The 22,942-nt window shown below is 44.1% G+C and carries 18 protein-coding genes (1 of these 18 cut by a window edge); 7 read left to right on the top strand and 11 right to left on the bottom strand.

The features are described from left to right. Positions 1-336 carry the 3' portion of a THUMP domain-containing class I SAM-dependent RNA methyltransferase gene (locus EO131_RS06395; protein WP_127020028.1) on the top strand. 822 nt of this gene lie to the left of the window's left edge, so only the last 336 of its 1,158 coding nucleotides appear in the window; its start codon lies beyond the left edge, outside the window; it ends in the stop codon at positions 334-336. 149 nt (positions 337-485) lie between these two features. Here EO131_RS06395 and EO131_RS06390 read toward each other — a convergent pair whose 3' ends face one another. From EO131_RS06390 to rlmD, 4 genes are read right to left on the bottom strand one after another with little or no spacing between them, the layout of a single operon-like run. Next, on the bottom strand, positions 486-836 hold the full coding sequence (locus EO131_RS06390; protein WP_127020026.1) for a VOC family protein: 351 nt from the start codon (positions 834-836) through the stop codon (positions 486-488). A 1-nt stretch (position 837) separates the two neighbouring features. After that, the gene (locus EO131_RS06385; protein WP_127020024.1) at positions 838-1,593 is read right to left on the bottom strand and encodes a DUF6048 family protein; all 756 of its coding nucleotides are present in this window, start codon (positions 1,591-1,593) and stop codon (positions 838-840) included. Continuing rightward, positions 1,574-2,086, bottom strand: a complete 513-nt coding sequence (locus tag EO131_RS06380; RefSeq protein WP_127020022.1) for a DUF6452 family protein — start codon at positions 2,084-2,086, stop codon at positions 1,574-1,576. The genes EO131_RS06385 and EO131_RS06380 overlap by 20 nt, the downstream gene beginning before the upstream one ends. A gap of 25 nt (positions 2,087-2,111) precedes the next feature. After that, positions 2,112-3,524: a 23S rRNA (uracil(1939)-C(5))-methyltransferase RlmD gene (gene rlmD / locus EO131_RS06375; protein ID WP_127020020.1), complete on the bottom strand. Its 1,413-nt coding sequence runs from the start codon at positions 3,522-3,524 to the stop codon at positions 2,112-2,114. Between the two features lie 232 nt (positions 3,525-3,756). On the opposite strand from rlmD, the gene rocD reads away from it, so the two are divergent. Continuing rightward, entirely contained in the window at positions 3,757-5,037 is a 1,281-nt protein-coding gene (rocD, locus tag EO131_RS06365; RefSeq protein WP_127020018.1) for an ornithine--oxo-acid transaminase, read from the top strand. A gap of 3 nt (positions 5,038-5,040) precedes the next feature. On the opposite strand, the gene EO131_RS06360 is transcribed toward rocD, so the two are convergent. The 3 genes from EO131_RS06360 to EO131_RS06350 all read right to left on the bottom strand — a co-directional run bounded on the left by EO131_RS06360 (position 5,041) and on the right by EO131_RS06350 (position 10,048). Further along, entirely contained in the window at positions 5,041-6,096 is a 1,056-nt protein-coding gene (locus EO131_RS06360) for a S66 peptidase family protein (protein ID WP_127020017.1), read from the bottom strand. Positions 6,097-6,166: 70 nt separating this feature from the next. Further along, the gene (locus EO131_RS06355; protein WP_127020015.1) at positions 6,167-7,483 is read right to left on the bottom strand and encodes a carboxypeptidase-like regulatory domain-containing protein; all 1,317 of its coding nucleotides are present in this window, start codon (positions 7,481-7,483) and stop codon (positions 6,167-6,169) included. A gap of 114 nt (positions 7,484-7,597) precedes the next feature. Further along, positions 7,598-10,048, bottom strand: coding sequence for a M14 family metallopeptidase (locus EO131_RS06350; RefSeq protein WP_127020013.1), 2,451 nt, complete (start codon positions 10,046-10,048; stop codon positions 7,598-7,600). 160 nt (positions 10,049-10,208) lie between these two features. On the opposite strand from EO131_RS06350, the gene bshC reads away from it, so the two are divergent. Then, positions 10,209-11,810: a bacillithiol biosynthesis cysteine-adding enzyme BshC gene (gene bshC / locus EO131_RS06345; RefSeq protein ID WP_127020011.1), complete on the top strand. Its 1,602-nt coding sequence runs from the start codon at positions 10,209-10,211 to the stop codon at positions 11,808-11,810. A 229-nt stretch (positions 11,811-12,039) separates the two neighbouring features. Here the strand turns inward: bshC and EO131_RS06340 are convergent, their stop codons facing one another. The 3 genes from EO131_RS06340 to pgmB form a co-directional block, all read right to left on the bottom strand. Further along, positions 12,040-14,337, bottom strand: coding sequence for a hypothetical protein (locus EO131_RS06340; RefSeq protein WP_127020009.1), 2,298 nt, complete (start codon positions 14,335-14,337; stop codon positions 12,040-12,042). A gap of 218 nt (positions 14,338-14,555) precedes the next feature. After that, a complete protein-coding gene (locus tag EO131_RS06335; protein WP_127020007.1) occupies positions 14,556-16,403 on the bottom strand; it encodes a tetratricopeptide repeat protein in 1,848 nt (615 codons plus the stop codon). 93 nt (positions 16,404-16,496) lie between these two features. Then, entirely contained in the window at positions 16,497-17,156 is a 660-nt protein-coding gene (gene pgmB / locus EO131_RS06330; protein WP_127020004.1) for a beta-phosphoglucomutase, read from the bottom strand. A gap of 198 nt (positions 17,157-17,354) precedes the next feature. Here pgmB and guaA point away from each other — a divergent pair, with 198 nt between their 5' ends. From guaA to EO131_RS06310, 4 genes are read left to right on the top strand one after another with little or no spacing between them, the layout of a single operon-like run. After that, a complete protein-coding gene (gene guaA / locus EO131_RS06325) occupies positions 17,355-18,887 on the top strand; it encodes a glutamine-hydrolyzing GMP synthase (RefSeq protein WP_127020002.1) in 1,533 nt (510 codons plus the stop codon). Next, complete coding sequence (locus EO131_RS06320; RefSeq protein WP_127020000.1) at positions 18,884-21,049, top strand: LysM peptidoglycan-binding domain-containing protein; 2,166 nt, start codon at positions 18,884-18,886, stop codon at positions 21,047-21,049. Before guaA ends, EO131_RS06320 begins: the two co-directional genes overlap by 4 nt. Next, the gene (locus tag EO131_RS06315) at positions 21,027-21,431 is read left to right on the top strand and encodes an OsmC family protein (protein WP_127019998.1); all 405 of its coding nucleotides are present in this window, start codon (positions 21,027-21,029) and stop codon (positions 21,429-21,431) included. Before EO131_RS06320 ends, EO131_RS06315 begins: the two co-directional genes overlap by 23 nt. Then, on the top strand, positions 21,419-21,952 hold the full coding sequence (locus EO131_RS06310) for a DUF922 domain-containing protein (RefSeq protein WP_127019996.1): 534 nt from the start codon (positions 21,419-21,421) through the stop codon (positions 21,950-21,952). The genes EO131_RS06315 and EO131_RS06310 overlap by 13 nt, the downstream gene beginning before the upstream one ends. Here EO131_RS06310 and EO131_RS06305 read toward each other — a convergent pair. Then, positions 21,949-22,908, bottom strand: coding sequence for a sugar phosphate isomerase/epimerase family protein (locus EO131_RS06305; RefSeq protein WP_206512851.1), 960 nt, complete (start codon positions 22,906-22,908; stop codon positions 21,949-21,951). The two genes, EO131_RS06310 and EO131_RS06305, sit on opposite strands and share 4 nt — an antisense overlap. Positions 22,909-22,942 lie beyond the last annotated feature (34 nt).

Here is a 22,942-nt window from a genome sequence, read left to right as displayed (position 1 = left end):
GAAAATGCTAATTTATCAGCCTATATTTCCATAGAACGGAAGGATTTCTTTTATACTGAAAAACCGGTCGATGGGAAGCTTTTTATGATGTTCAATCCGCCGTACGGGGAACGATTGCCTATTGAAGTGGATGAATTCTACGCCAAAATAGGGGACACTTTAAAGCAGGCGTATCCAGGTACCAACGCTTGGATGATCACCTCAAATTTGGAGGCGCTAAAACATGTCGGTTTGCGACCTTCCAAAAAAATTAAGGCCTTCAATGGTAAATTGGAAGCAAGACTGGTGGAGTACGAAATGTACGAGGGTAGTAAAAAACAAAAGCACCAATCCTAGATGGGTGTCAAGTGTGTTCTGACAGGTAGATTTATGGGCCGCAAATTTGGATAGATCGATTAAATGTTTAGCTTTGGGTAGTGTTTAAAACACAAACTAACTAACTCAATTCAATTGCAACGGAAAAGGCCTGTTTTAAGCAGGCTTTTTTAGTTTGATGGGTCTTCAGACCAAATGGCAAGTTCATTTCCGGAGGGGTCTTTGAAATGAAATCTTCTTCCTCCTGGAAAAGAAAAGATGTCCTTGGTCAACACCCCTCCCAATTGCACGACTTTTTCTTTGATTTCTTCCAGATTTTTGTGGTAAAGCACGATCAACACGCCATTGACTATTTCTTGTTCCGTTAAAGCAAAACCACCTTCTAGGCCACTATCGGAAAAAGCAACATAGGTTGGCCCATAATCGGTAAAGTTCCATCCAAAAGCCGCAGAATAGAACTGTTTTATTTCTCCAAGATCGTTGGCCTGAAACTCAATGTAGTTGATCAATGTGTTTCCCATGTTATTCCTGCTTTTCAGGTTCGATCTTTTTGGATTTTTTATACAACGGTATCAAATAGGAAATGGAATAGTTGTAACTCACCCCAAAATTACTGCCATCGGTAACTTTGTTAAAACCGGGGATCCAAAGGTTCTTAAATCGATCATCTTCCTTGTTCGTGACCAAAAATCCGAGTCGGGCACTCATGCCCACAAAAATATTGGCAAACAACTCGGCTTTTACGCCCAAAACAAATTCCAACCAAGATGCATTGAGACCTTCAAACTTTTGCCCAGGTTGGGCACCGGGTAAAAAGTCGTCGCTGTACAACCGATTACTATCAAATATGGAATAATCATTTAAGGTATGGTTAAAACTGGAAACAGCATACCGGCCACCTATGGTGATCAAATTGTTCATGCCAAACCAATTCTGGTAGGTGTTCAAATCCACACCGGCCTTTATGTAACTTCCGGTCGTCTCAAAATCGTAGAGCAGGGTATTGTTTAGATTTTCACGTTGGGCCTTGGTTTCATTACCTATTTCTGCTGCCAGATACATTTTATTGGTCAAGCGATAATCCCCAACCAATTCGAGACCAGTATAGTCCTCATCCACAAAGGTCAAAACCAACTTACTGATATCGACACCCACGCGAATACCATACTTGTCCGTATACTTCACCGTGTCCTTTGGCTGTAGATCAATGGGTTCATTTTGGCAAATGGCCATGATCGGTAAAAAGAGGAAAATCAGTCTAGAAAAATATTTTGACATGGATGGTGTTTGAGTTTTCTATGGATTCCTGAACTATGGATATATCCTGGATCCAATTATTGGCACTTTCGGGCAGAATGATGCCCAGATCATCAAAATTCATCACAAACCCACATGCCCTGGATATAAATGCTTCTCTAGGGGTATATGTAATGGTCAGTGTATCAATATTCCCTGTTTCCAACCCGGTATCGGCATCATCGGCAGAATCGGTTATGAAAGCAAAAGAGGTGCTGGCTGTATTCGTTCGTAACGGAACACCGATCGAGTCCAAATTACTGGAGCGGTCGGTAATGGTGTTGATCACGGTATCCAATTGAATTTCCTTGATCCGCAAAGAGGGTACGACCTTGGCCAAGCTGGTATCTGCACTATCAAAAAAACCAATGACCAAATTCGGGGTGTCCCCATCAACACAGATATCATCCTTTTCGCAGGAGGAAAAATAAACAAGTAGGATCGATAATAATAAAACGGGAATCAGTTTCTTCATGCAGGGGCGATGCTTTTAATTTTGATTATACCCTTTTTTCCAAAAGTACAACATTTTCAACGTGGTGTGTCTGTGGAAACATATCAACGGGCTGTACCTTGGTCACCTTGTACATTTCCTTCATCAGGGATAGGTCCCTGGCTTGGGTTGCACTGTTGCAACTTACATATACAATTTTCGGCGGTGCCACTTGCAGCAGTTGTTCCACTACTTGTTTGTGCATCCCATCCCGAGGCGGGTCGGTAATGATCACATCGGGTTGCCCATGTTGTGCAATGAATTCGTCATTGAAGACATTTTTCATGTCGCCGACAAAAAATTCCACGTTGGAAATATGGTTGTGTTCGGCATTGGCCTTGGCATCGGCTATGGCTTCCGGTACCGATTCCACGCCGATTACTTTTTTGGCGTTCTTGGCGATGAATTGGGCAATGGTCCCTGTTCCGGTATAAAGGTCATAAACTAGTTCATCACCACTAAGATTTGCAAACTCACGAGTTACATTGTACAACTCAATGGCTTGTTCGGAATTGGTCTGATAAAAGGATTTAGCGTTGATTTTAAACTGCAGTCCCTCCATTTCCTCAAAAATGTGGTCGCGTCCTGCATAACAGATTACTTCTTGATCATAGATCGTATCGTTGGGTTTGCTATTAATCACATAAAGAAGAGCCGTAATTTGAGGAAACTTTTCTTTCAAGTGGTTCAATACCATTTCCTTTTCCGTTTTGTTGTCCTCAAAAAATTGAAGAAGCACCATGATTTCCCCTGTGGATGCAGTGCGAATCATTAAGGTACGCAACAATCCTTCCTGTTTTCTTGGGTCAAAAAAGGCGAGCTTGTTTGCTGTGGCGAATTGTTTTACCTCCAAACGTATGGCATTGGAAGGGTCTTCTTGTAAATGGCATTTTTTTATGTCCAGGATTTTGTCCCACATTCCGGGAATATGGAAACCAAGGGCATTCCGGTCCTCAAAATCCGTTTGTGAGGCAATTTCTTTCTGCGTCAGCCACCTACTGTTGGAAAAGGAGAATTCCATTTTGTTGCGGTAGAAATATTGCTTTTTAGATCCCAGGATCGGACTTATTTTTGGTAAATCGAGGTGTCCTATGCGTTTAAGATTGTTTTCCACCTCCTTTTGCTTAAAGAAAAGTTGGTGTTCATAGCCCATGTGTTGCCATTTACAGCCGCCGCAAACGCCAAAATGCTGACAAACTGGCTCTGTTCGCTTTTCCGATAGTTCGTGGAAATGGGTGGCCACACCTTCAAAATAGGCCTTTCTTTTTTTCGTGGTCATAACATCTACCACATCGCCGGGAACGGCATTGGAAAGGAAAATGACCCTGCCATCAGGGGCCTTACCCACCGTTTTACCCTTAGCGCCGGCATCGATTACCTGAACGTTTTCAAACGTTTGTCGCTTGTTCTTTCTACGCATGGCGCAAAAGTAACTTCTTTTTGGAATTTGGCATGGGGATGGTTCTTAAATTGCCCTTAAACCAACAATTGAATAATGTGGGCAATCCATATTTCCAAGCTATGCTTTTCCACAATTATTTGTAATTTGCAGGCTCTTCAGGGATGATTTCTCTCCCACGCTGCTTTTTCGAGACTTCGAAAGAATAAAGGTACTGTAGGAATGGTTGTTTTATAAATTTAAAATTATTGAAATGGCTGTTTTAGAGCATTTAACATCGCAGCAAGCGATAGATCTGGAAAACAAATTTGGAGCCCACAACTACCATCCGCTTCCCGTAGTACTGAGTAGGGGTGAAGGCGTATATGTTTGGGATGTGGAAGGTAAAAAATACTATGATTTCCTTTCGGCCTATTCCGCGGTAAACCAAGGGCATTGCCACCCCAAGATCATTGGGGCGATGATGGACCAGGCCAAGACCTTGACCTTAACGTCGAGGGCTTTTTACAACGACATGTTGGGCAAGTACGAGCAATTTGCGACATCAACCTTTGGTTTTGACAAGTTGTTGCCCATGAATACCGGTGCGGAAGCCGTGGAGACCGCTTTGAAAATATGCAGGAGATGGGCCTACCAAAAAAAGGGAATTCCAGAAAATCAGGCCCAAGTGATTGTTTGCGAGAACAATTTTCATGGGCGAACCACGACCATCATATCGTTTTCCAACGATCCCGTGGCTCGTGAAGATTATGGGCCCTATACTGAAGGTTTCATCAAGATTGAATATGATAATTTGGTGGCTTTGGAGAACGCCTTGCAAAGCAATCCCAATGTAGCCGGCTTTTTGGTGGAGCCCATTCAGGGCGAAGCTGGGGTTTATGTGCCATCGGAAGGCTATTTGAAGAAAGCGAAAGCACTATGCGAAAAATACAATGTACTTTTTATTGCCGATGAAGTACAGACCGGTATTGCTAGAACAGGTAGATTGTTGGCCACATGTGGTAACTGCTCTTGTGAAAATAAAAATTGTAGTGGTACGCCAGAAGTAAAACCCGATATCCTGATTCTGGGGAAGGCTCTCTCCGGAGGTGTTTACCCAGTATCCGCAGTATTGGCTAACGATGAGATCATGGAGGTAATTACGCCAGGTAGCCATGGTAGTACGTTTGGAGGGAATCCTGTTGCAGCAGCAGTGGCCATTGCCGCCCTCGAGGTGGTTCAAGAAGAGAAATTGGCTGAAAATGCGGATGTCTTGGGGAATCTGTTTCGGGAAGAATTGAACAAATTTATTCCGACATGTGATCTAGTCGAGAAAGTTAGGGGGAGAGGTTTGCTCAATGCCATTGTGATCAACGATACAGAAGACAGTTCCACGGCATGGGATATTTGCATGGCACTGAAGGAAAATGGACTATTGGCCAAACCGACCCATGGCAACATCATTCGATTCGCCCCGCCTTTGGTGATGACCCGTGAACAATTGATGGATTGTGTGGGCATCATTATCAACACCCTTCGGGAATTTGAAAGATAAAATCTAGCTTACAGCTGGCTCCAAGAGTTCCAAGGTCAATTTGTCGGCATTGAATATGGCTTGGATTCCCACGGGTAAGGTGAAATTGTTGGGAACATGCCCAAAGCTTAGTCCATAGGCAGCGGGTATGCCCAATGGGGCTATGCGATCCATGATGACCTCTTTTAAGGTGAAATTGCTTGGTTTTTTCTCTCGGTCGCATCCCTTGCATACCCCGAACAAAATGCCTTTTGCCTTTTTAAAGGTGGGTCCCTCTATCAATTGGGTCAACATACGATCAATACGGTAGGGTGCTTCTTCCACATCTTCCAAAAAAACCAATTTATCGGTAAAATCAATTTCGTGGGGAGTGCCTACCAATGCATTTACCAAGGTAAGGCTGCCACCGACCAACTCACCCATACACGCTCCGGAGGTTATGGTGTATCGGTCGTATTCGGTATTTTCCAACATTGCAGCATCGGCCAGTTTTGCATTCTTGATTTTCAAGTTTTCCTTTCCTTTCATCAATACTTTTTTAAAGTATTTCTGGCTGTAGGCATCATCGATAGTACTGCCTACGGGTCCATGGAAACAGACCAATCCGGTTGCTTTGTACAGCGCTTGTATAAGGGCCGTGATGTCGCTGAAACCGATAAGTATTTTGGGATTTTCTGCAATAGTTTCATAGTCCAGTCGGTCGAGAATTCGGGTACAGCCATATCCGCCTCGAGCACAAAGAATGGCATTGATGTTTGGATTGGCGAACATTTCGTTTACATCCTTGGCCCGTTCCTCATCCGTATTGCTGAAATACCCGTAATTGCCAACAATACGGTCGGTGTGATACGTCTTGAAGCCCATTTGATGCAGTGTTTCCTTCGCCTTTTCCAGTACTTCAGGCTTTATGGCATAGCCCGGTGCCACCAAGCCAATGGTGTCCCCTTTTTTCAATCGTTTTGGTTTGATTAAAGGAGTCTTGGGCAATGGTAAGGTATATGCCAAGGATGTTCCTGGAATTAAGGATGCTGTACCAAGGGCAGCCACTGATTTGATAAAAGTCCTTCTTTTTTCTTTCATGCAACGGGGCATTTTAGTGTTAATCGGACTTAAATATCAAGATAAATTCCCGAAAAGGAAAATGAAGTCATCAGTCACTGTTCCGCTCTTCGCGACGAAGTTGCCTTTGAATTTTTCGAATGGCAGACTCAATCGATTTTTCGGGTTCTATAATGTTGTATTCCCCCCAAAAATCGGGATCGGAAAACCCTGAGGCCTCATCGTTCAGGATGATTGATTTTTTGATTCGTTCCCTACTCTTTGGTAATTCGCCACCCAAATTGGTCTCCCAGTCGGTAATGGCCATTTCCGCTGTGGTGCTGTACACGGAATTGAACCATTTGTCGGCCCAATCCACCTTAAATTCCATGCTTACGCTGCTGTATCCGTAGAACCACTTGCCATCCTTTTCCCGGTAATCCACCCGATAAGAGACTTCCTCGGGCCAAACATCCACCTTGGCTGGTTTTTTTCTAACAAAAAGTTTGGCGGCCAATTCCTTATCGGTAATGTTCAGAGAAAAAATGGCACTGGTCAAAATCTTGTTCTCTACATCGATATAAAGCTCCCCACGATATAATGGCTCCAGAATTTCCTTGTGTTGGTCGAATTTGATGACGTAGATCAAACGGTCGTTTATCCGAGTGGAACGATCAAAAGTGAACTTGTAATCATTGATCGATTCATTGGAAAAAATATATTCAGGATATTTCATGATATCCACATAAAGCGTATTGTACGGTCCTCCCTGAAGCTTGAGCGCCACGGTATCCAATTTGTTGTAATCCGTACTTTTTCTGGCTTTGTACAGTTCAACGGCATCGTCCTTGGAAGCTTTATAGGGCGCTTTGTAAATATTGACCACCGCTTCGGAAAGGGATACGTTCCGTCTCCTTTTTTTAATGGTCTCACGGTAGAAGGCGGTCATTAAGGTCGGGTCGGAAAAATAATTTTCGTCCCTTCGGTTTATGGTTTCCTTTACCAATGCCTTGGCATCCTTTGGTGCATTGATGTTTATTTCGGAAAGTTGGGTAACCGAAACTTCAAGTTCAATTTTGTTTTTCTCGCGCTCTAAGGTTGAAATGGCCACCGATTTGGTCTTGTAGCCCAAAAAAGAAACGATGATATTTCCATCGGTCATTTCCTTGGGTACTTTGATCGAGAAATTCCCTTCCGTGTTGGTAATGGTGCTGATGTTGGTACCCTCAATGGTAAGCGTGGCGAATACCAATGATTTGTTGGTGGAGCCATCCACCACTTCACCACTGTACTCATTGAACTCTGTTCCAGCCTGAGCATCTTGAAATGCGTAGGTTTTAACGGGGGTAAAAATCATCAGTGCCAAAACAGCAAAAATGGTAAAGAGGAAAGTTTGCCTCTTGCTTAAAGATTGTGTATCGAATTGCATAGCGTATTTTTTTTCAAAAGTGCTATTAAAGATACGAAATTTTAGATTTGGCCTTTTGATTGTTCCTATTTTAAATCAATCAGCTAAAATATTATAAATCAATATAAAACAAGCTTATTCCACCATGAACAACGCATTGGCGAAAAACAATTTGCCGTTTTCCCAAAAGCCCCTGAACAATGGATTGTCGACCATGTAAATGACCTGTCCACGTCCCACATTTTCGGTTCCGAAAATAAGGGATTCCGAAATTTGTTTTTGGGCTTCACTTCCGGCAAAACCAGAAAACGGTTTCGCATTTTTCTCTAAGTAAACTGCATTGCCTCCTTTGAGATAATCATAGCCCCGGCTTCCCAATTTTAAAGTGAAGTAGTTTTGCCCGTAACCGTAAGCCAATGGATTGGTGTTGTCTACCTTGGTTTTGAAAATGGCTCCGGTTATAGCACTTTTGATGCGTTCCCTTTCCCAATCTTCATAGGGTTTTGGTTCGATGTCTTCTTCTTCATCGTTTTCCAATTTTTTCTTTTGGATCCCAAATCCTTTTTCTCCATCAATTGCATCAATTGCACCTCCCATGGCTATTAGTTTGCCGCCATTTCGAACCCAGTCCTTTAACTCGGACAGTTGGTCCTCATTAAAATGATTGCCATAATACCCATCGGGTAATACCAGAATATTGTATTCATCCAAATCTACTCGGTTGGCATACTCACTGTCAATTACCGTTAATGGGTAATGCAGTTGCTGTTCAAAGAAATGCCATATTTCGCCAAAACGAAGGGTTGATGTCGGTTCACCGGACAGTACGGCCACTTTTGGCTTCTCGATCATTTGAACATAGGAAGAGCCAAAATCTTTTCCTGAATCCACAAATCCAGTACTTACCGGGGTAATTTCTTTTTGGAAGGTATTTGCAGTGGATTGCAGCATGTCCACAAAGTTCGATTTATGTTCATTGTCTCCTTTGGTGATGATCAATGTGCCGCGATCAAAGGAGTTGCCATCTATGACAAAGGGACGGTCCGCTTTGCGCACACGAATGCCTTCTTTGAGCAAGGCTGCCAAAAATCGGGCATCTTCCATACTGTTCCAATCGGTCAAGTACGCATAACTCCCCTTATCGATGTTGGTCGTTTTTGCATCACTTTGGCTGGCTTGGGCTGTTACCAAAGAAGTGGTTGCGATGGCATCGAGGCCATAGGCGTAGGGTAGGGACCAAGCTGTAATATCATAGGTCAATGAATCGGAAAGCTTTGCGTTGGGTTCAAAAAGTACTTGAACCAAAGTGCCTTTCGGTTGATTGGTGGAAACCACCATTCCATTGTTGTTCAGTGACATGCTTCCATTGGAACCCGTGGCATAATGGTGTCCTTTATAGGTGCCATTGGATAGATCCCCGTATGTAATTTTATGTTTTGCCAATAGGGATTTGAGCGCGTTCAATTTATCTGCATCCCCCTTCAGGACATAACTTTTATATTTAAAATTCTGGTTCTTATAAAATTTGCGGAACTCCTCGTTCAAGCGAGTTGCGTTTTGGGAAGATACTTCCACTGTGGACAAGCCCGTGGTAAAATGATGGGCAATACGGTCCTTCAGGGTAAGTGTATCGCCTATGGCCGTAATGATGCCCAATCCGGCTCTTCCGCTCCCACCTTGTTCATAGGTCATACCAATAGCACCATTATAAACAGGATAGGTGTCCCCATAACTGGGGTAGAACAGGTCAAAAACCTCTTTGGTAAAGTAAAACCAGCCGTTGGCATCAAAATATTTGGCATGGTTACGGCCCAGGGTTACCTGGAATTCTCTTTGGAAATCCGTGATCACTTCGTGGTATGGTTCGGCAGCAGGGGCAAAATAATACGGATTGTTCACGCCCTGTTCATGAAAATCGACATGAACGTGGGGCAACCATTCATTATAGACTTTAAGCCTCTGTTGGCTTTCCTTCTGTGTCAACCAGGCCCAATCGCGATTTAAATCGAACATATAGTGATTGCTTCGACCGCTCCACCAACCTTCATGGTGCTCCTTGCTGTTCGGGTCCACCTGGTTGGGCGTATTTTTATATTGATTGTACCAGTTGCTGTATCTATCCCTTCCATCTGGGTTGATGCAGGGATCCATAATTACCACGGTATTCTCCAAGTAGGCACTTTTGTTGGTCAACAATTCATAAATGGTCTGCATGGATGCTTCCGTGGAAACACTTTCGTTCCCGTGCACATTATAACTTAGCCAAACTATGGCTTTGGAAAGATTTCCTGTTCCTTCGGTATCTTTTAGGTGCTCTTGGCGAATGGATTCCAAGTTGGCTATATTTTCCGGGGAGGACACATAGGCCAAAAGTAGGGGCCTACGTTCGTTGGTCTGGCCATACACGGTAAGCTTTACACGATCGGGCGCCATTTCCGCCAAATATTCATAATAATCCACAACTTCATGATGTCGGGTAAATTCAGTTCCGAGCTCGTATCCCAAAAATTCCGATGGGGATTTGATTTGTTGTGCAGTAAGGGTAAAGGAGATAAATAATAGAAAAATGCTAAAATATCGGGCCATGTTTGGTTGAATTAGTTGAATTTCAAATCTACCAAAAAAATGGTCCTGAATCCTAATTTTTCCATTCCAAGGTCGATATATGGGTAACAAATGCAATTAACGTATTTTTAGGACGACTAAAAAAGAAGTGAGTTATCTTTGAACACCTCATTTAATTTTAATGGACGTAGATTGTATACCCTTTAAGGACACCGGTTATTTTTCAAAACTTATTTGCGACTATCTAGATCAGAAAAAGGAACTTGACCCTTTTTACAATAGATTTCCCACACCGGAAAATTTTAAGGCGCAATTGGAGGAGAAAGCAAAGAATTTCCCCCAATCACATCGAAAAATCCTTGTTGAATCCATTCAAGCACAATATAAAGGGATTGAAATTTCCGAGGCCACCGAGTCGAATATTGATGATTTAGGTAAGGACAATACGTTTACCGTGGTTACAGGTCACCAGTTGAACCTATTCACGGGTCCTCTATACTTTTTGTACAAGATTGTTTCCACCATCAACCTGGCCAAAAAATTGAAAGAAAACCACCCGGCCAATAACTTTGTGCCGGTATATTGGATGGCTACGGAGGACCACGATTTTGACGAGATCAATTTCTTCAATCTACACGGCAAAAAAATAAGATGGAACAAACAGGCCAAGGGTGCGGTGGGTCGTCTATCCACTGAAGGTTTGGATGAGGTATTCGAGGCCTTTGCTGCCGAATTGGGTCAATATGGTCCGGTGGCCCACTTGAAGGAGCTTTTCCAAAAAGCCTATTTGGAGCATGACACGCTTACTGGTGCCACCAGATATTTGGCCAACGCCCTATTTGCTGCGTATGGCCTTGTTATTGTAGATGGTGATGATCCCGAATTGAAAAAACTACTGGTGCCCTTTGTGGAAAAGGACATTTTCGAGCAAACGGCCTTCCAAGAGGTTTCGAAGACCATCACTGCTTTGACAGCGGTTTCCCAAGAGTATGCTGTACAGGTGAATCCAAGGGAAATCAATTATTTCTATTTGAAGGATGGCATGCGGGAGCGTATTGTGGAGCGAAATGGTAAATATCATGTGATCAACACCCATATCGATTTTACTTCTGAAGCTTTGAAGGAAGAATTACATGCCCATCCCGAGCGATTTTCACCCAATGTGGTGTGCAGGCCATTGTATCAAGAAGTGATATTGCCCAACCTCTGTTATATTGGTGGGGGAGGTGAATTGGCTTATTGGCTGGAATTTAAATCTTATTTTGATGCCTTGGGGGTTACTTTTCCCATGTTGATGCTGCGGAATTCAGTGTTGATCATCACCGATAAGCAATCTGAAAAAGTCGAAAAAATGGATTTGCAGGTCGCACATCTATTTCTAAAACAACATTCCCTGATCAATAAAAAAATACGGGACATTTCGAATATTGATATTGATTTCACCCCTCAAAAACAACTTTTGGAGGAACAGTTCAAACAGCTATATGAACTCGCCGAACAAACAGATGAGAGTTTTTTGGGTGCTGTTAAGGCCCAAGAGGTCAAACAGAAAAAAGGGTTGGACCATCTTGAAAAAAGATTGTTGAAGGCACAGAAACGAAAACTGGAAGACCATGTGGTTCGTTTAACAAAACTTCAGAATGAATTGTTTCCCAACCGATCACTGCAGGAAAGGCAATTGAACTTTTCAGAGATGTATCTGGAAATGGGCGATGCATTTGTTCCCATGCTAATGGACAGTCTGGATCCATTTTGTGGCGAATTCATAGTGCTGAAACACTGATGAAACTTATCTTTCTGGGTTAATCCATTAATTTTTTGAAAATAGTTGCAAATCGAGGTAGGGTATTTTCTTTTTCCGTTGTTATACTATTGAAATTGCTATGAAAAAGTAAATATTTTGAGTTGGTTAACTCATATGTTTAGGTTGGTTTTGATTTTATTAAAAAGCCCCGGAGTGGTTCCCGGGGCTTTTTGCTTTCTTGTAGTTTCTATTTTTTTTGGTCAAGTATTCAATATTGGTTTTTCACCGTTCTGGCTTTGGCCTCTTCCAACAACTTATTGAGCGCTCCATTGGCATTGCAGTCTCCAATCTCCGGTCTGGATACGGCAATCAACTCGTTTTTATCAAAAATATTAAAGCTGCCTACTTCTTTTTCCTCCCCATTGATGATCACAAAATGTGTAAAAGCCTTTGTGTCGTGGTTGTACACAAATCCTGCTCCGCCAATGCCATTGGTGAGTTCTTGTACACATGCCTCAACAGTATCCCGTAACGCTTCCAATTCTGCCACGGTGGGCAATTGATCAAGGATATCTTGGGCTTCAATGCGAATGCCATCGGCCTCTGCGATATATTTCACATTGTCCGCAGCCTCCAGCAGCTGGGCTTTTTGATCACTGGTGAGTATGGTTTCGTTGATGGTAACATTTCGTGATGCCGTCATTGTCCACAAGGCACCACAACCGAATGTGGCATGACCATGGATAATGGTAACCGAAAATGTTCTGTTGATCCGGTCCAAACTGGCCAGATTTCTTAAAGCTGCCTCCAATTCTGTTCGAGTGGTTTCATTGTCGTTCGATTCGCTAACGGCATTTCGCAATCGGGTCAAAGCATTTCGATGGCCCCGAACAACTGCATCAATTTGTCCCGAAAGATTGTCGCTGCAAAGAATACGATTATTGTCGCTCAAGTACGAATTGATTGTGCTCCTGCCCGAGGCAAGTCCTGCAGCCACGGCATCATCAATGGCGGTTTGAGCCCTATCGATTATTCCCGGTAGCGCAGCCCTTAATCCTCTTAGGCTAAGTTCCAGTTCATATTGTGCCTCTGCATCCTCCAAATCCTGTATTGCTTTTTCTGTGGTTTCTATGGCTGCATCAATTTGGGAAGTTACCGTTTCGGAAATACCATCAGTAAAATTATTGGGTGTTGTGGCTACACATTTGGTCTCATTGGTGGTAAACACGGCAGAAGCTCCCCAAACATCATCACCAGAATATACTTCTCCCTCCATGGTAAAGGCATCGGGGGTGCCCCGCACCGAACCTTCCATACCTTGGTCCCCTGTTGGCATTTCGATGACAAAGGAGCCGGACATGCCAATATCAAAATTGCCGGTCTGCTCCACAAAACCATAAGCATTGAGGTCTCCATCGGGTTTTAATGGAATAAAATCTGGCCACCAAGACAAGTCTGGATCTACCAAACCATTGATAAAGGCCTTGGCAACAATTCCATCGTTGGTGGAAGCTTCCGCCACCACTGCTGCGCTGCCCGAACCTATGGGAAAGCCAAAGGAGATAAATGAGGTGATTTCCATGGATAGGTCGAGCTGACCATTGATGCCGGCCCTATAGTTGGCGCCAAAGTTCGATTCCATCGGTTCATCAAAATTTAGATCAGCATTGAATCCCCTGTTTTGGTAATACATACCGGTAGCTTCCAGCACCTTAAAGAACGAGACGGTTCCTCCAGTGACCTGATTGGCTTGGAACGAAACTACATTGCCTTGAACAGGATTGGTGGGAACATACATAAAGTTTGAGCCAAATGAGGCACCAAAACTTACACTGGCCAATTTGTTGTGGCTCGAATTGCCATCATTTCCACCATTGCCATCACCATTGGAATTGCCACCGTTGTCATCATTGCCGCCCAAGGCATCACCACCCAACGAAAAGAAGAACATGGGGTCGGTATAATCTGCAATAAAAGTGATATGCCCCCCAACAGGTGCTTCAATGGAAAGTGGTTTATAGGCATCAGGATCGTCATTGGCGCCAAGTTTAAGTTCCAACCCCACGGATATGGCAAACACAAAATAAGAGCGTTCATCCACCAATTGGATTTCAAAATCGCGGTTTTCATTCAAAAATTTACCCGTAAAGAACCCGATATCGGCCTGGACCGGGGTTTCAAATTCAAAGTAGTTGGTAGGTGCAGGAATTTCGGATGTACCGCTAATACTTTTTAAAGTTCCATCTTCATTAAACTGAACATCTAGATCGGCCTCAGCGAAAACGATGGTTTCATCTTCGGTTTTCATCGTAAGCGACCCATCCACTAGATAGCCGTTGGTTGTTTCGGTCACCGTACCTTCTGGGGTAAGGTCGTCCTTGGTGATGGCATCCCCGGTGTCTATGCTGGTACATTGGTCGGGACAAAGTTCAGGATTGCCGCACGGATTTTCTTTACAGGGATCGGATGCAATGGGTTCTATGCCATTGTCTTTTCCACAAGAAACTGCCAATGCAATAAGTAGCATTAGCCCCATTCTGTTCATAGGTTTCTGTATTGTTTTCATCACATTTTGTTTTGTGGTTGAACTTTATTTTCGTTTTGTGCGACCTGCCCGGTAACGGTCTGCAGCCCTTAGCCGAGCAAGACCACAAAACGGTTGTCAAATTCTTGACGAAACAAACATAAGTGACTGATTTTGAGCATTGAAAAAAGCAGGGTGGACAAAAGGTGGACACCGCCATTTAAATGCAGGAACAACAAGGGGACAGCTGGAAACAGTTGTTAGAGACTCAGCACCAAATCTTGAAGGGAATCCTCGGTGGCAATGTTCAATTTTTTACGAAGTCGATAGCGCGCCTTTTTAATGCCCTCTTGGGATATGTTCAAGATATTGGCAATCTCCTTGGAGGAAAGATTCATTTTCATAAGGGCCAATAATCGGAGTTCATTGGAAGTGATTTCCGGAAACCTAGCCTTTACATTTTTGTTGAAATCCTTGTGGACCTGTTCAAAATAGTGGGAGAAGTTTTTCCAATTGGTATCGTCCTGTAAATCAAAATTGATGGTCCGGATAAGTTGTTGGTACCCTTTTGTGGAGGCTTCCTCTTTTTTGAGTTCTTCGGCCTGCAATTTCAAACCTTCCAATACTTCGTTCTTTTTCGCCAAATGCAAAGCATGGGTGGTGAGTTCCTTCTTTTTAAAGGCGAGTTCTGCATCCAATTTCGCTTTTTCAGCCTTGTTGCGTTTTAGTTTTTGGCGGATGCCATAAAAACCAAATCCAAAAACCAGCACTGATAATCCAAGACCACCTCCCAATAACAATTTTTGGAGATTGCTCACCTTGGCCTCTTGTTCCAACAAGACGATCTGCTGTTCCTTTTTTTCGGTTTCATATATGGTCTTGAGCTCTTCGGTGGCTTTGGTGCGATTTAGGGTAAAAATGGAATCGCTTATGGCCTTGTTCATTTTGAAATAGGCCAAGGCCCCATCATAATTTTTAAGACCTTCCAAAATATTGGCCTTGGTTAGGTATACCTTACCCAGTATTTCGGGGTCGCCCAATTGGTCGCCAATGGCCAAACTGGCATCCACATAAGACAGTGCGTTGGCAAAATCCCCCTCCTTTTCATAGGCCTGCGCCATGTAATAAAGGGAGGTGGCCTCATTATAAGGGGAACCAATGGTTTTCCAAACCTCCAAACTGGATTTAAAATGGGAGATGGCCTCTGGGTAATCCTCCCGTTTAAATTCCAAGAGGCCCATATTGAAATAGACCCTGGCGATATTGGCATTGTATTCAAGCTTCCTTGAAAGCGCCATGGCATCCTCCAAGTCCTTCTCGGCAGACTCGTATTGCTGTAACTTGATTTTTGAGTCGGCCAAATAGTTGAGTACCTGGGCCACACTCTGGTCGTTTTCTATCTTGCGGTAGTTGTCGATGCTTTCTTCAAAAATAGCAATGGCGTTTTGGTGGTCTTCGGTGGTTTGATAAATAATGCCAATTTGAAACAGGTCCTCGGCAATCCTGAAGTCATCGTTTAGGGCCCGATGGATTTTCAAGGCATTTTGTGTCTCCAGCAGGGCAATGTTGAAGAATCCATTGGTCATCCCAATTTTTCCCTTTAACAAATACGCGTTCCCCAAGTGAAGGGAATCGTTGAACCTTTTAAATACGGGAATGTTTATTTCCATAATGGTGTTGGCACTTTCTGTATTGCCTTGGTAGTGGTCTAGGATACCGATGTTGTGCCGAATGACCGAAGCTCTCAACGTATCGCCCAATTCAAGGGATTTGTCCACGGAATTGACCAAGTAGTGGCGGGCGGAATCAATTTGTCCCAAGCGGTAATAGTAGTTGGCTTTTTGGGCGTACAGTTTGGCCACTCCCTTATCGTTATTGCTTTTTTGGTAGAGTGATTGGGCTTGTTCCAGATATTCCAGCGTCTTTTTCTGGTCGTTGTACATGGTAAGATCGGATAATGCCAAATAATTTCTGGCCTTGATGGTATCTACCTGTGTTTCGTTGATGATTGCAAAGATGCTATCTATTTTCTGCTCATTTTCTTGACTCCAAATCGTGGTGAGCAGGAAAGAAAAAACGAAGTATGTGAAATAATCGTGGGGTTTCATACAGGTTGAATTACCCCCTAAAATAGACAAATAAACCCAACTTTTTGAAACAGAGTGGATTGAATGGAAAATATCGGCAGAAAATTGATCTACCTAAAACAAATCGCCGAAGAAGGATTTGATTTCGAACAACGTAGCCTGCTTCATGGTGTCGAACCGAAGATTTGCATGGCCCACGCGTTCTTCGGGCCCTATGCCGACACTGTAAAAACCGCCGGCTTTGGCAGCATCAATGCCCTTTTCCGCATCTTCAAATACGATACAGTTGTTGGCAGGCAATTTCATTTTCTCCGCAGCGAATAAAAAGATATCGGGGGCCGGTTTGCTTTGGGTAACACTATTGCCATCACCGATCACATCAAAATAGTGGGTGGCGTTCAGTTGCTCCAAAACCTTTATGGCATTTTTACTGGCACTGCCCAAGGCCACACTAAATCCCTCGGTGCGCAAATGGGTAAGCAGTTCACGTGCACCCGGAAGATAATCGTCGGGGGTCATGGTATCGAGACTGGCCACGTAAATGTCATTTTTCTTGGTGGCCAAGGACACCACGGCATCATCGGTAAGGGAAACCTTGTTGTGGTCCATGATCACTTTTATGGAATCCATTCGAGAAATGCCCCGAAGTTGTTCATTGAGCTCGCGGTCGAAGTGCCAGCCCATTTCATCGGACAATTTTTTCCACGCCTCATAATGGAGTTCGGCCGTATCGGTGATAACCCCATCCAAATCGAAAATGAATCCCTTGATCATGGTTTGGTCAATTTTGGAACCGCAAAGAAATAACGAATTCTATTAAGAAAAAAACTACATAATGGTTTGATGGGGACCAAATATCGGATTTACGATCTTTTTAGCGAAAAACCCATGGTGGATTACCCGTTGAAAAACTTGTCATAAATATCCTGTAAAAGATACTTTTTCAACTAAAGCAAATTGCTATTTTTGCCCATGCATAACAACGTACTTATCCTAGACTTCGGTTCCCAGTACACACAATTGATCGCGAGACGCGTTAGGGAACTCAACATCTATTCAGAAATTAAACCGTATAACAAGCTGCCGGAAGACCTCTCGGAATATAAGGCCGTGATTCTATCTGGATCTCCTTCATCCGTTCGGTCCGAAACAGCACCCCATCCGGATTTGTCCGAGATCAAGGGCAAAATGCCATTATTGGGCATTTGTTACGGTGCCCAATATCTGTCCCATTTTAATGGGGGCAATGTTGCGCCATCCGCCACCCGCGAATACGGCAGGGCCAATCTTTCGTTCGTAAAAGGGGGAGAAGCATTTTTGAAGGGGTTGGGCGAGGGAAGCCAGGTGTGGATGAGCCATTCCGATACCATTAAGGAATTGCCTACCGGTGCTGTGCGTTTGGCCAGTACCCACGATGTGGAAAATGCAGCCTTTAAAATTGAAGGGGAAACCACCTATGGTATCCAGTTCCACCCCGAGGTGTACCATACCACCGATGGTAAAAAGCTGTTGGAAAACTTTTTGGTGAACATTGCCGGCTTAAAGCAGGATTGGACCCCGGATGCCTTCGTGGAAACCACGGTTGAAGAGTTGAAACAGGAGATTGGTGATGAAAAAGTGATCTTGGGTCTGTCCGGTGGAGTGGATTCCAGCGTGGCGGCCATGTTGTTGAACAAAGCCATTGGCGACCATCTGTACTGTATTTTTGTGAACAACGGACTTTTGCGCAAAAATGAGTTTGAAAGCGTGTTGGACCAATACAAGCACATGGGTCTCAACGTAAAAGGAGTTGATGCTTCGGCACGTTTTTTGGATGCATTAAAGGGAGAATCCGATCCTGAAAAGAAACGGAAGATTATTGGTAGGGTGTTTATTGAGGTGTTCGATGACGAATCCCACAAAGTGGAAAATGCCAAATGGTTGGCGCAAGGTACCATCTACCCCGATCGGATTGAATCCGTTTCTGCAAGTGGAGGGCCATCCGCAGTGATCAAAAGCCACCACAACGTTGGAGGACTGCCCGATTATATGAAGTTAAAGATTGTGGAGCCGTTAAAAATGTTGTTTAAAGATGAGGTGCGAAGGGTAGGAGCCAGTATGGGAATGTCCGAAGACATCTTGGGAAGGCACCCCTTTCCGGGTCCTGGACTGGGAATCCGTATATTAGGGGACATTACCCCCGAAAAAGTGGCTATTTTGCAGGAAGTGGATGCCATTTTTATTGAAGGATTGAAAAAATGGGGACTTTATGACAAGGTCTGGCAGGCCGGAGCCATGCTTTTGCCCGTAGATAGTGTAGGGGTCATGGGAGATGAGCGTACGTACGAAAAATGTGTGGCGCTCAGAGCCGTGGAAAGTACCGATGGTATGACGGCCGATTGGGTAAATTTACCTTATGAGTTCTTGCAAAAGACCTCGAATGATATAATAAATAAGGTTAAAGGCGTTAATAGAGTAGTGTATGACATTAGCTCAAAACCACCTGCAACTATAGAATGGGAATGAAAAAAATTATTTTACAGCTGGTTTTTGCGGTCTTGTTTTTGGTCGCATTGCCAGTATCCGCACAGAACTATGCCACGCATGCCGTTAAGGAAGGGGAAACACTACAGAGTATTTCCCAGCAATATCGGGTTACCCCATATTCCATCCTTCAGGCCAACAAAGAGATCAAAAGTGCCGCCGATGTAAAGGTGAACACCATCTTGGTCATTCCATTGAAGGGCAATGTTCCAGCACCGAAGAAAGAAGAAAAAGTCGAACAGGAAGAAATAAAGCCCATCGGCTTTTCAAGACATCGGGTGCGCAAAAAGGAAACCTTGTTCGGTCTCACCCAAAAATATAAGATCACCGAAGAGCAATTGAAACGCTACAATCGGGAACTCTATTCCGAACCTTTGAAAAAAGGTATGGTACTGCAGATTCCGAAATTTCCAGCGGTGGATCCCAATGAGGACAAAGAGCTCGATTTTGAAACCTATGTGGTCCAGCCCAAAGAAACCCGTTGGTCCATTGCCCACAAATATGGCATTACGGTGGACAGCCTTTTGGTCTTGAACCCGGAATTGGTCAAAAACTCTGATTACTTGGCCGCTGGCCAAGAGTTGAAGCTGCCCCGTCCGAAAGGGGACAGTTTAAAGGAACAAAAGGTGGAACTGTTCAATTCGTATACTGTGCCACCAAAAATGACATTGTACAGCTTGGGCAAGGAATATGGTATTCCTTCCGATTCCATTGTGCGCTTGAACCCCGAGATCATGAAAGAAGGCGGACTCAAGGAGGGAATGGTCATCCGGTTGCCCAAAAAGAAAGATATGTCGGGTGTGGTAAATACCGAGAACTACATTTTCTATGAAGTAAAACCCAAACAAAATATCTTCAGAATTACGCAAAACCTGAAAATATCCAGAGAGGAACTGTTCCGATTGAACCCCGATCTCGAAAATGGCCTAAAAGCCGGTATGGTACTAAAATTACCAAAGGAAAAAGCGGAAGGTTTGGAAGTAAAGAACGCCTTGGTGTTGGATAAGGTCAATTTGATCGATAGCATTGATGTGGCCAACCGACCCAAATTGGTATTTATGCTCCCATTCCGTTTAGATCGGGTCGATGTGAACGATAGGGAAAAAGCAGAGAACATGATCAGAACCCGTCGTGATCTTACTGTGAGTCTTGGGTTCTATACAGGAGCTTTGGTCGCCTTGGATTCCATTAAAAAATTAGGGGTCTCCGTAGATGTGAAAACCTATGACACGGAGCTGAACCCGGTAAAAGTGAAGGAAATCTTGTTCCGGGATAATCTTGCCGGTGTCAGTGCCATTATCGGTCCCATTGCTACCAATGCTCTGGATGAGGTCGCTGTACAAGCTGCCACAAAGAACATTCCTGTTATCGCCCCGATTGCTTCCGAGAGTAAATTGAGCCATGGCAATGTGTTCTTTTCAGTGCCTAGGGATGCGGTACTCCGTCAAAAAATGTTGGACTTTATGGCGAAGGTCCATACCAATGAAAACATCATCATCGTAGCGGATTCGACCCACCAAGTGGCACACGATTCCATTTTAAGCAAATTTCCTGCGGCCCAGATGGCCAGGCTTATCGACAACAAATCCCTCCATTTGGATCAATTTCTCGTAAAACTTTCCGAGGATAGGGAAAACTGGGTGTTTTTGGAAACAGACCAACCCAATATGGTGGCCAGTGTTACCTCTATTTTGAATTCCGCGAATACGGCCAAGATGGATGCTGAAGGTGAGAAAAAAATAAAGGTGCGCATGTTTACCACCAACTACAACAGTGCCTTCGAGGACGAGGCGGTATCCAAAACGCATTTGTCCAATTTGAAGTTTACCTATCCCTCTTTTTATAGGGAAGCGGGTGAGGATGCCTTTACCAAGGCGTACAGAAAACGGTTCAATGGACTTGAGCCGGATCGGTTTGCCATTCGAGGATTTGACGTTACCTTCGATGTGTTACTGAAACTGGCCCATAAGAACAATTTGTTCGAAACCTCAAAAATTGTTGGCTTGACAGAGTATACCGGAAACAGTTTTGATTATTTCAACGATTGGACCTCTGGGTATTTCAATAGAGCCTGTTACCTCATGGGGTATGAAGATTTGCGAATCAAAGAAGTGAAAGCCGATGACTTCAAAAGTAACCTATAACGGAAACCTTCGAACTACCTGTGTCCATGTTCGGTCCGGTAGCGAGTACATAACCGATGCACCGGTCGATAACAATGGTAAGGGTGAAGCATTTTCACCTACCGATACCGTGGCAACCGGGTTGGCCAATTGCATGATGACCATGATGGGCATTAAAGCGCGGGACATGGAGGTGGATTTGACGGGATCTACAGCTGAGGTGACCAAACACATGGCAGCCGACCCCAGACGGATTTCCAAGATCGAGATCAAATTGGAAATGCCAGCATCTCTTTCTGAAAAACAGCGCAAAATTTTGGTGCATACGGCAAATACCTGTCCAGTGAACTACAGCTTGCACCCCGACATTGAACGCGTAATCGATTTTCATTGGGTAAGATAATTGCCATAGGATGTTTTTTAATACTCGCTTTTACCGGAGTGGCCCAAGAAATCGAGGAAAGCATCCCATGGGATAAAGAATACAAACTTTCGTGGTCCGATTTTAAGGGGAAAATACCACCCGCTGCGGTACCAGCCGCCACAACGGCCAGTGGCATCAGTTACTCCTACACGGCCAACCTATTGCACCACGAAGTAAAATTGGATTTTGAGGTCAACGCCTATTTTTATCCAAACGAGTCTTGGTACAAGCCCCAAGTATGTACCGAAAATACCTTGGCACACGAACAGCTGCATTTTGATATCTCCGAACTGTTTGCCCGCAAAATGCGCGACCGATTGCGCCGCACCTCTTTTTCGGACAATGTGAAGGAGGAAGTACGTGAAATTTACCAAGAGATTCTACAAGAGCTTCAGGATTTTCAAGACCAGTACGATTGGGAGACCAATTTTTCCCGAAACTTGGAAAAGCAACAGGAATGGAACCGGAAAATAGCCGAGGCCATGAAGGCACAGAGTTAGATTGTTCTCAGGTAATCAATGCTCTGCTTTAACGCGACCCTGGGATTTTCCACCAAATCTTGCTCCACAAAAAAGTGTTTCACCCCCGACTTTTGGCCTTGGTCGATAATGCCCGGAATATCCATGGCACCTTTGCCCAACGTGGTCATTTGCGGCCACAAGGCGATCCATTGGTCGGCCGTGCCACCATCCCCTTCAAAATAGGTGATTTCCTTCATGTCCTTCAAATGCAGGGCAATGTAGCGGCCGGGGTTGGCTTTCAAAAGTTCCACTGGGTCCATGCCGCCTGCCATGGTCCAATAAATGTCCATTTCAAAAAAGACCAGTTCTGGGTCGGTATTTTCCAGGATAATGTTCAAAGGAATTTGTCCCTCCATTTCGTGGAGACCGTAGCCATGGTTATGGTAGATAAACTTGAATCCTTCTTTTTTGGCGTTAGCTCCAATTTTGTTGAAACGGTCGGCCATATGTTTATAATCGTCCAGTGATTTCCGAAGTTCATCGGGAATGGCCGAAATACCAAAACAATCCAATCCAAGGGTGCGGACCGCTTTCCCAACGGCTGGCATATCGGTTTCCAAGGTCACCAAATCGATATGTCCCGAAGTCGCTTTCAGTTCGTAGGTATCCAACAAGGCTTTAAATTCCTCGGCGGTCTTACCAAAAAAGCCACTGCCCGAAAACCCGATACTGGGCACCACTTGGTTCCATCGGTCCCAAGCGGCGGTCGAGCTAAAGGGATAGGGGCCATATATTTCGATTTCTTTGTAGCCCATTTGGTGCAGAAGGGCCAAGGAGCCTTCCAAATCATTTTCCAATAGTTTGGGTAAGGAGAACAATTGGATCCCGATGCTGGAGAGTGTTTTTTTGGATGGGGAGGAGCATGCGCCCAGGCCCATCATCATGGTGGCACTGGAAGCCAGCGCGGTACTTTGCAAAAATTGACGTCTTTTCATTATGGGTGTTTGTTTGGTTGGTTTGGTTTATGTG

The organism is Flagellimonas beolgyonensis, from assembly GCF_003992615.1.
GTDB lineage: Bacteria > Bacteroidota > Bacteroidia > Flavobacteriales > Flavobacteriaceae > Flagellimonas > Flagellimonas beolgyonensis.
Note: the sequence above shows the minus strand (reverse complement) of the source record. Positions and strands in the feature narration are given on the sequence as shown.

What these genes read in the sequence shown, in the direction of transcription:
- EO131_RS06340 (WP_127020009.1), bottom strand. Translation starts at nt 14,337, where the DNA reads ATGAAAACAATACAGAAACCTATGAACAGAATGGGGCTAATGCTACTT.
- EO131_RS06380 (WP_127020022.1), bottom strand. Translation starts at nt 2,086, where the DNA reads ATGAAGAAACTGATTCCCGTTTTATTATTATCGATCCTACTTGTTTAT.
- rocD (WP_127020018.1), top strand. Translation starts at nt 3,757, where the DNA reads ATGGCTGTTTTAGAGCATTTAACATCGCAGCAAGCGATAGATCTGGAA.
- EO131_RS06360 (WP_127020017.1), bottom strand. Translation starts at nt 6,096, where the DNA reads ATGAAAGAAAAAAGAAGGACTTTTATCAAATCAGTGGCTGCCCTTGGT.
- EO131_RS06335 (WP_127020007.1), bottom strand. Translation starts at nt 16,403, where the DNA reads ATGAAACCCCACGATTATTTCACATACTTCGTTTTTTCTTTCCTGCTC.
- EO131_RS06385 (WP_127020024.1), bottom strand. Translation starts at nt 1,593, where the DNA reads ATGTCAAAATATTTTTCTAGACTGATTTTCCTCTTTTTACCGATCATG.
- EO131_RS06350 (WP_127020013.1), bottom strand. Translation starts at nt 10,048, where the DNA reads ATGGCCCGATATTTTAGCATTTTTCTATTATTTATCTCCTTTACCCTT.
- pgmB (WP_127020004.1), bottom strand. Translation starts at nt 17,156, where the DNA reads ATGATCAAGGGATTCATTTTCGATTTGGATGGGGTTATCACCGATACG.
- EO131_RS06355 (WP_127020015.1), bottom strand. Translation starts at nt 7,483, where the DNA reads ATGCAATTCGATACACAATCTTTAAGCAAGAGGCAAACTTTCCTCTTT.
- bshC (WP_127020011.1), top strand. Translation starts at nt 10,209, where the DNA reads ATGGACGTAGATTGTATACCCTTTAAGGACACCGGTTATTTTTCAAAA.
- guaA (WP_127020002.1), top strand. Translation starts at nt 17,355, where the DNA reads ATGCATAACAACGTACTTATCCTAGACTTCGGTTCCCAGTACACACAA.
- rlmD (WP_127020020.1), bottom strand. Translation starts at nt 3,524, where the DNA reads ATGCGTAGAAAGAACAAGCGACAAACGTTTGAAAACGTTCAGGTAATC.
- EO131_RS06305 (WP_206512851.1), bottom strand. Translation starts at nt 22,908, where the DNA reads ATGAAAAGACGTCAATTTTTGCAAAGTACCGCGCTGGCTTCCAGTGCC.
- EO131_RS06390 (WP_127020026.1), bottom strand. Translation starts at nt 836, where the DNA reads ATGGGAAACACATTGATCAACTACATTGAGTTTCAGGCCAACGATCTT.
- EO131_RS06320 (WP_127020000.1), top strand. Translation starts at nt 18,884, where the DNA reads ATGAAAAAAATTATTTTACAGCTGGTTTTTGCGGTCTTGTTTTTGGTC.
- EO131_RS06315 (WP_127019998.1), top strand. Translation starts at nt 21,027, where the DNA reads ATGACTTCAAAAGTAACCTATAACGGAAACCTTCGAACTACCTGTGTC.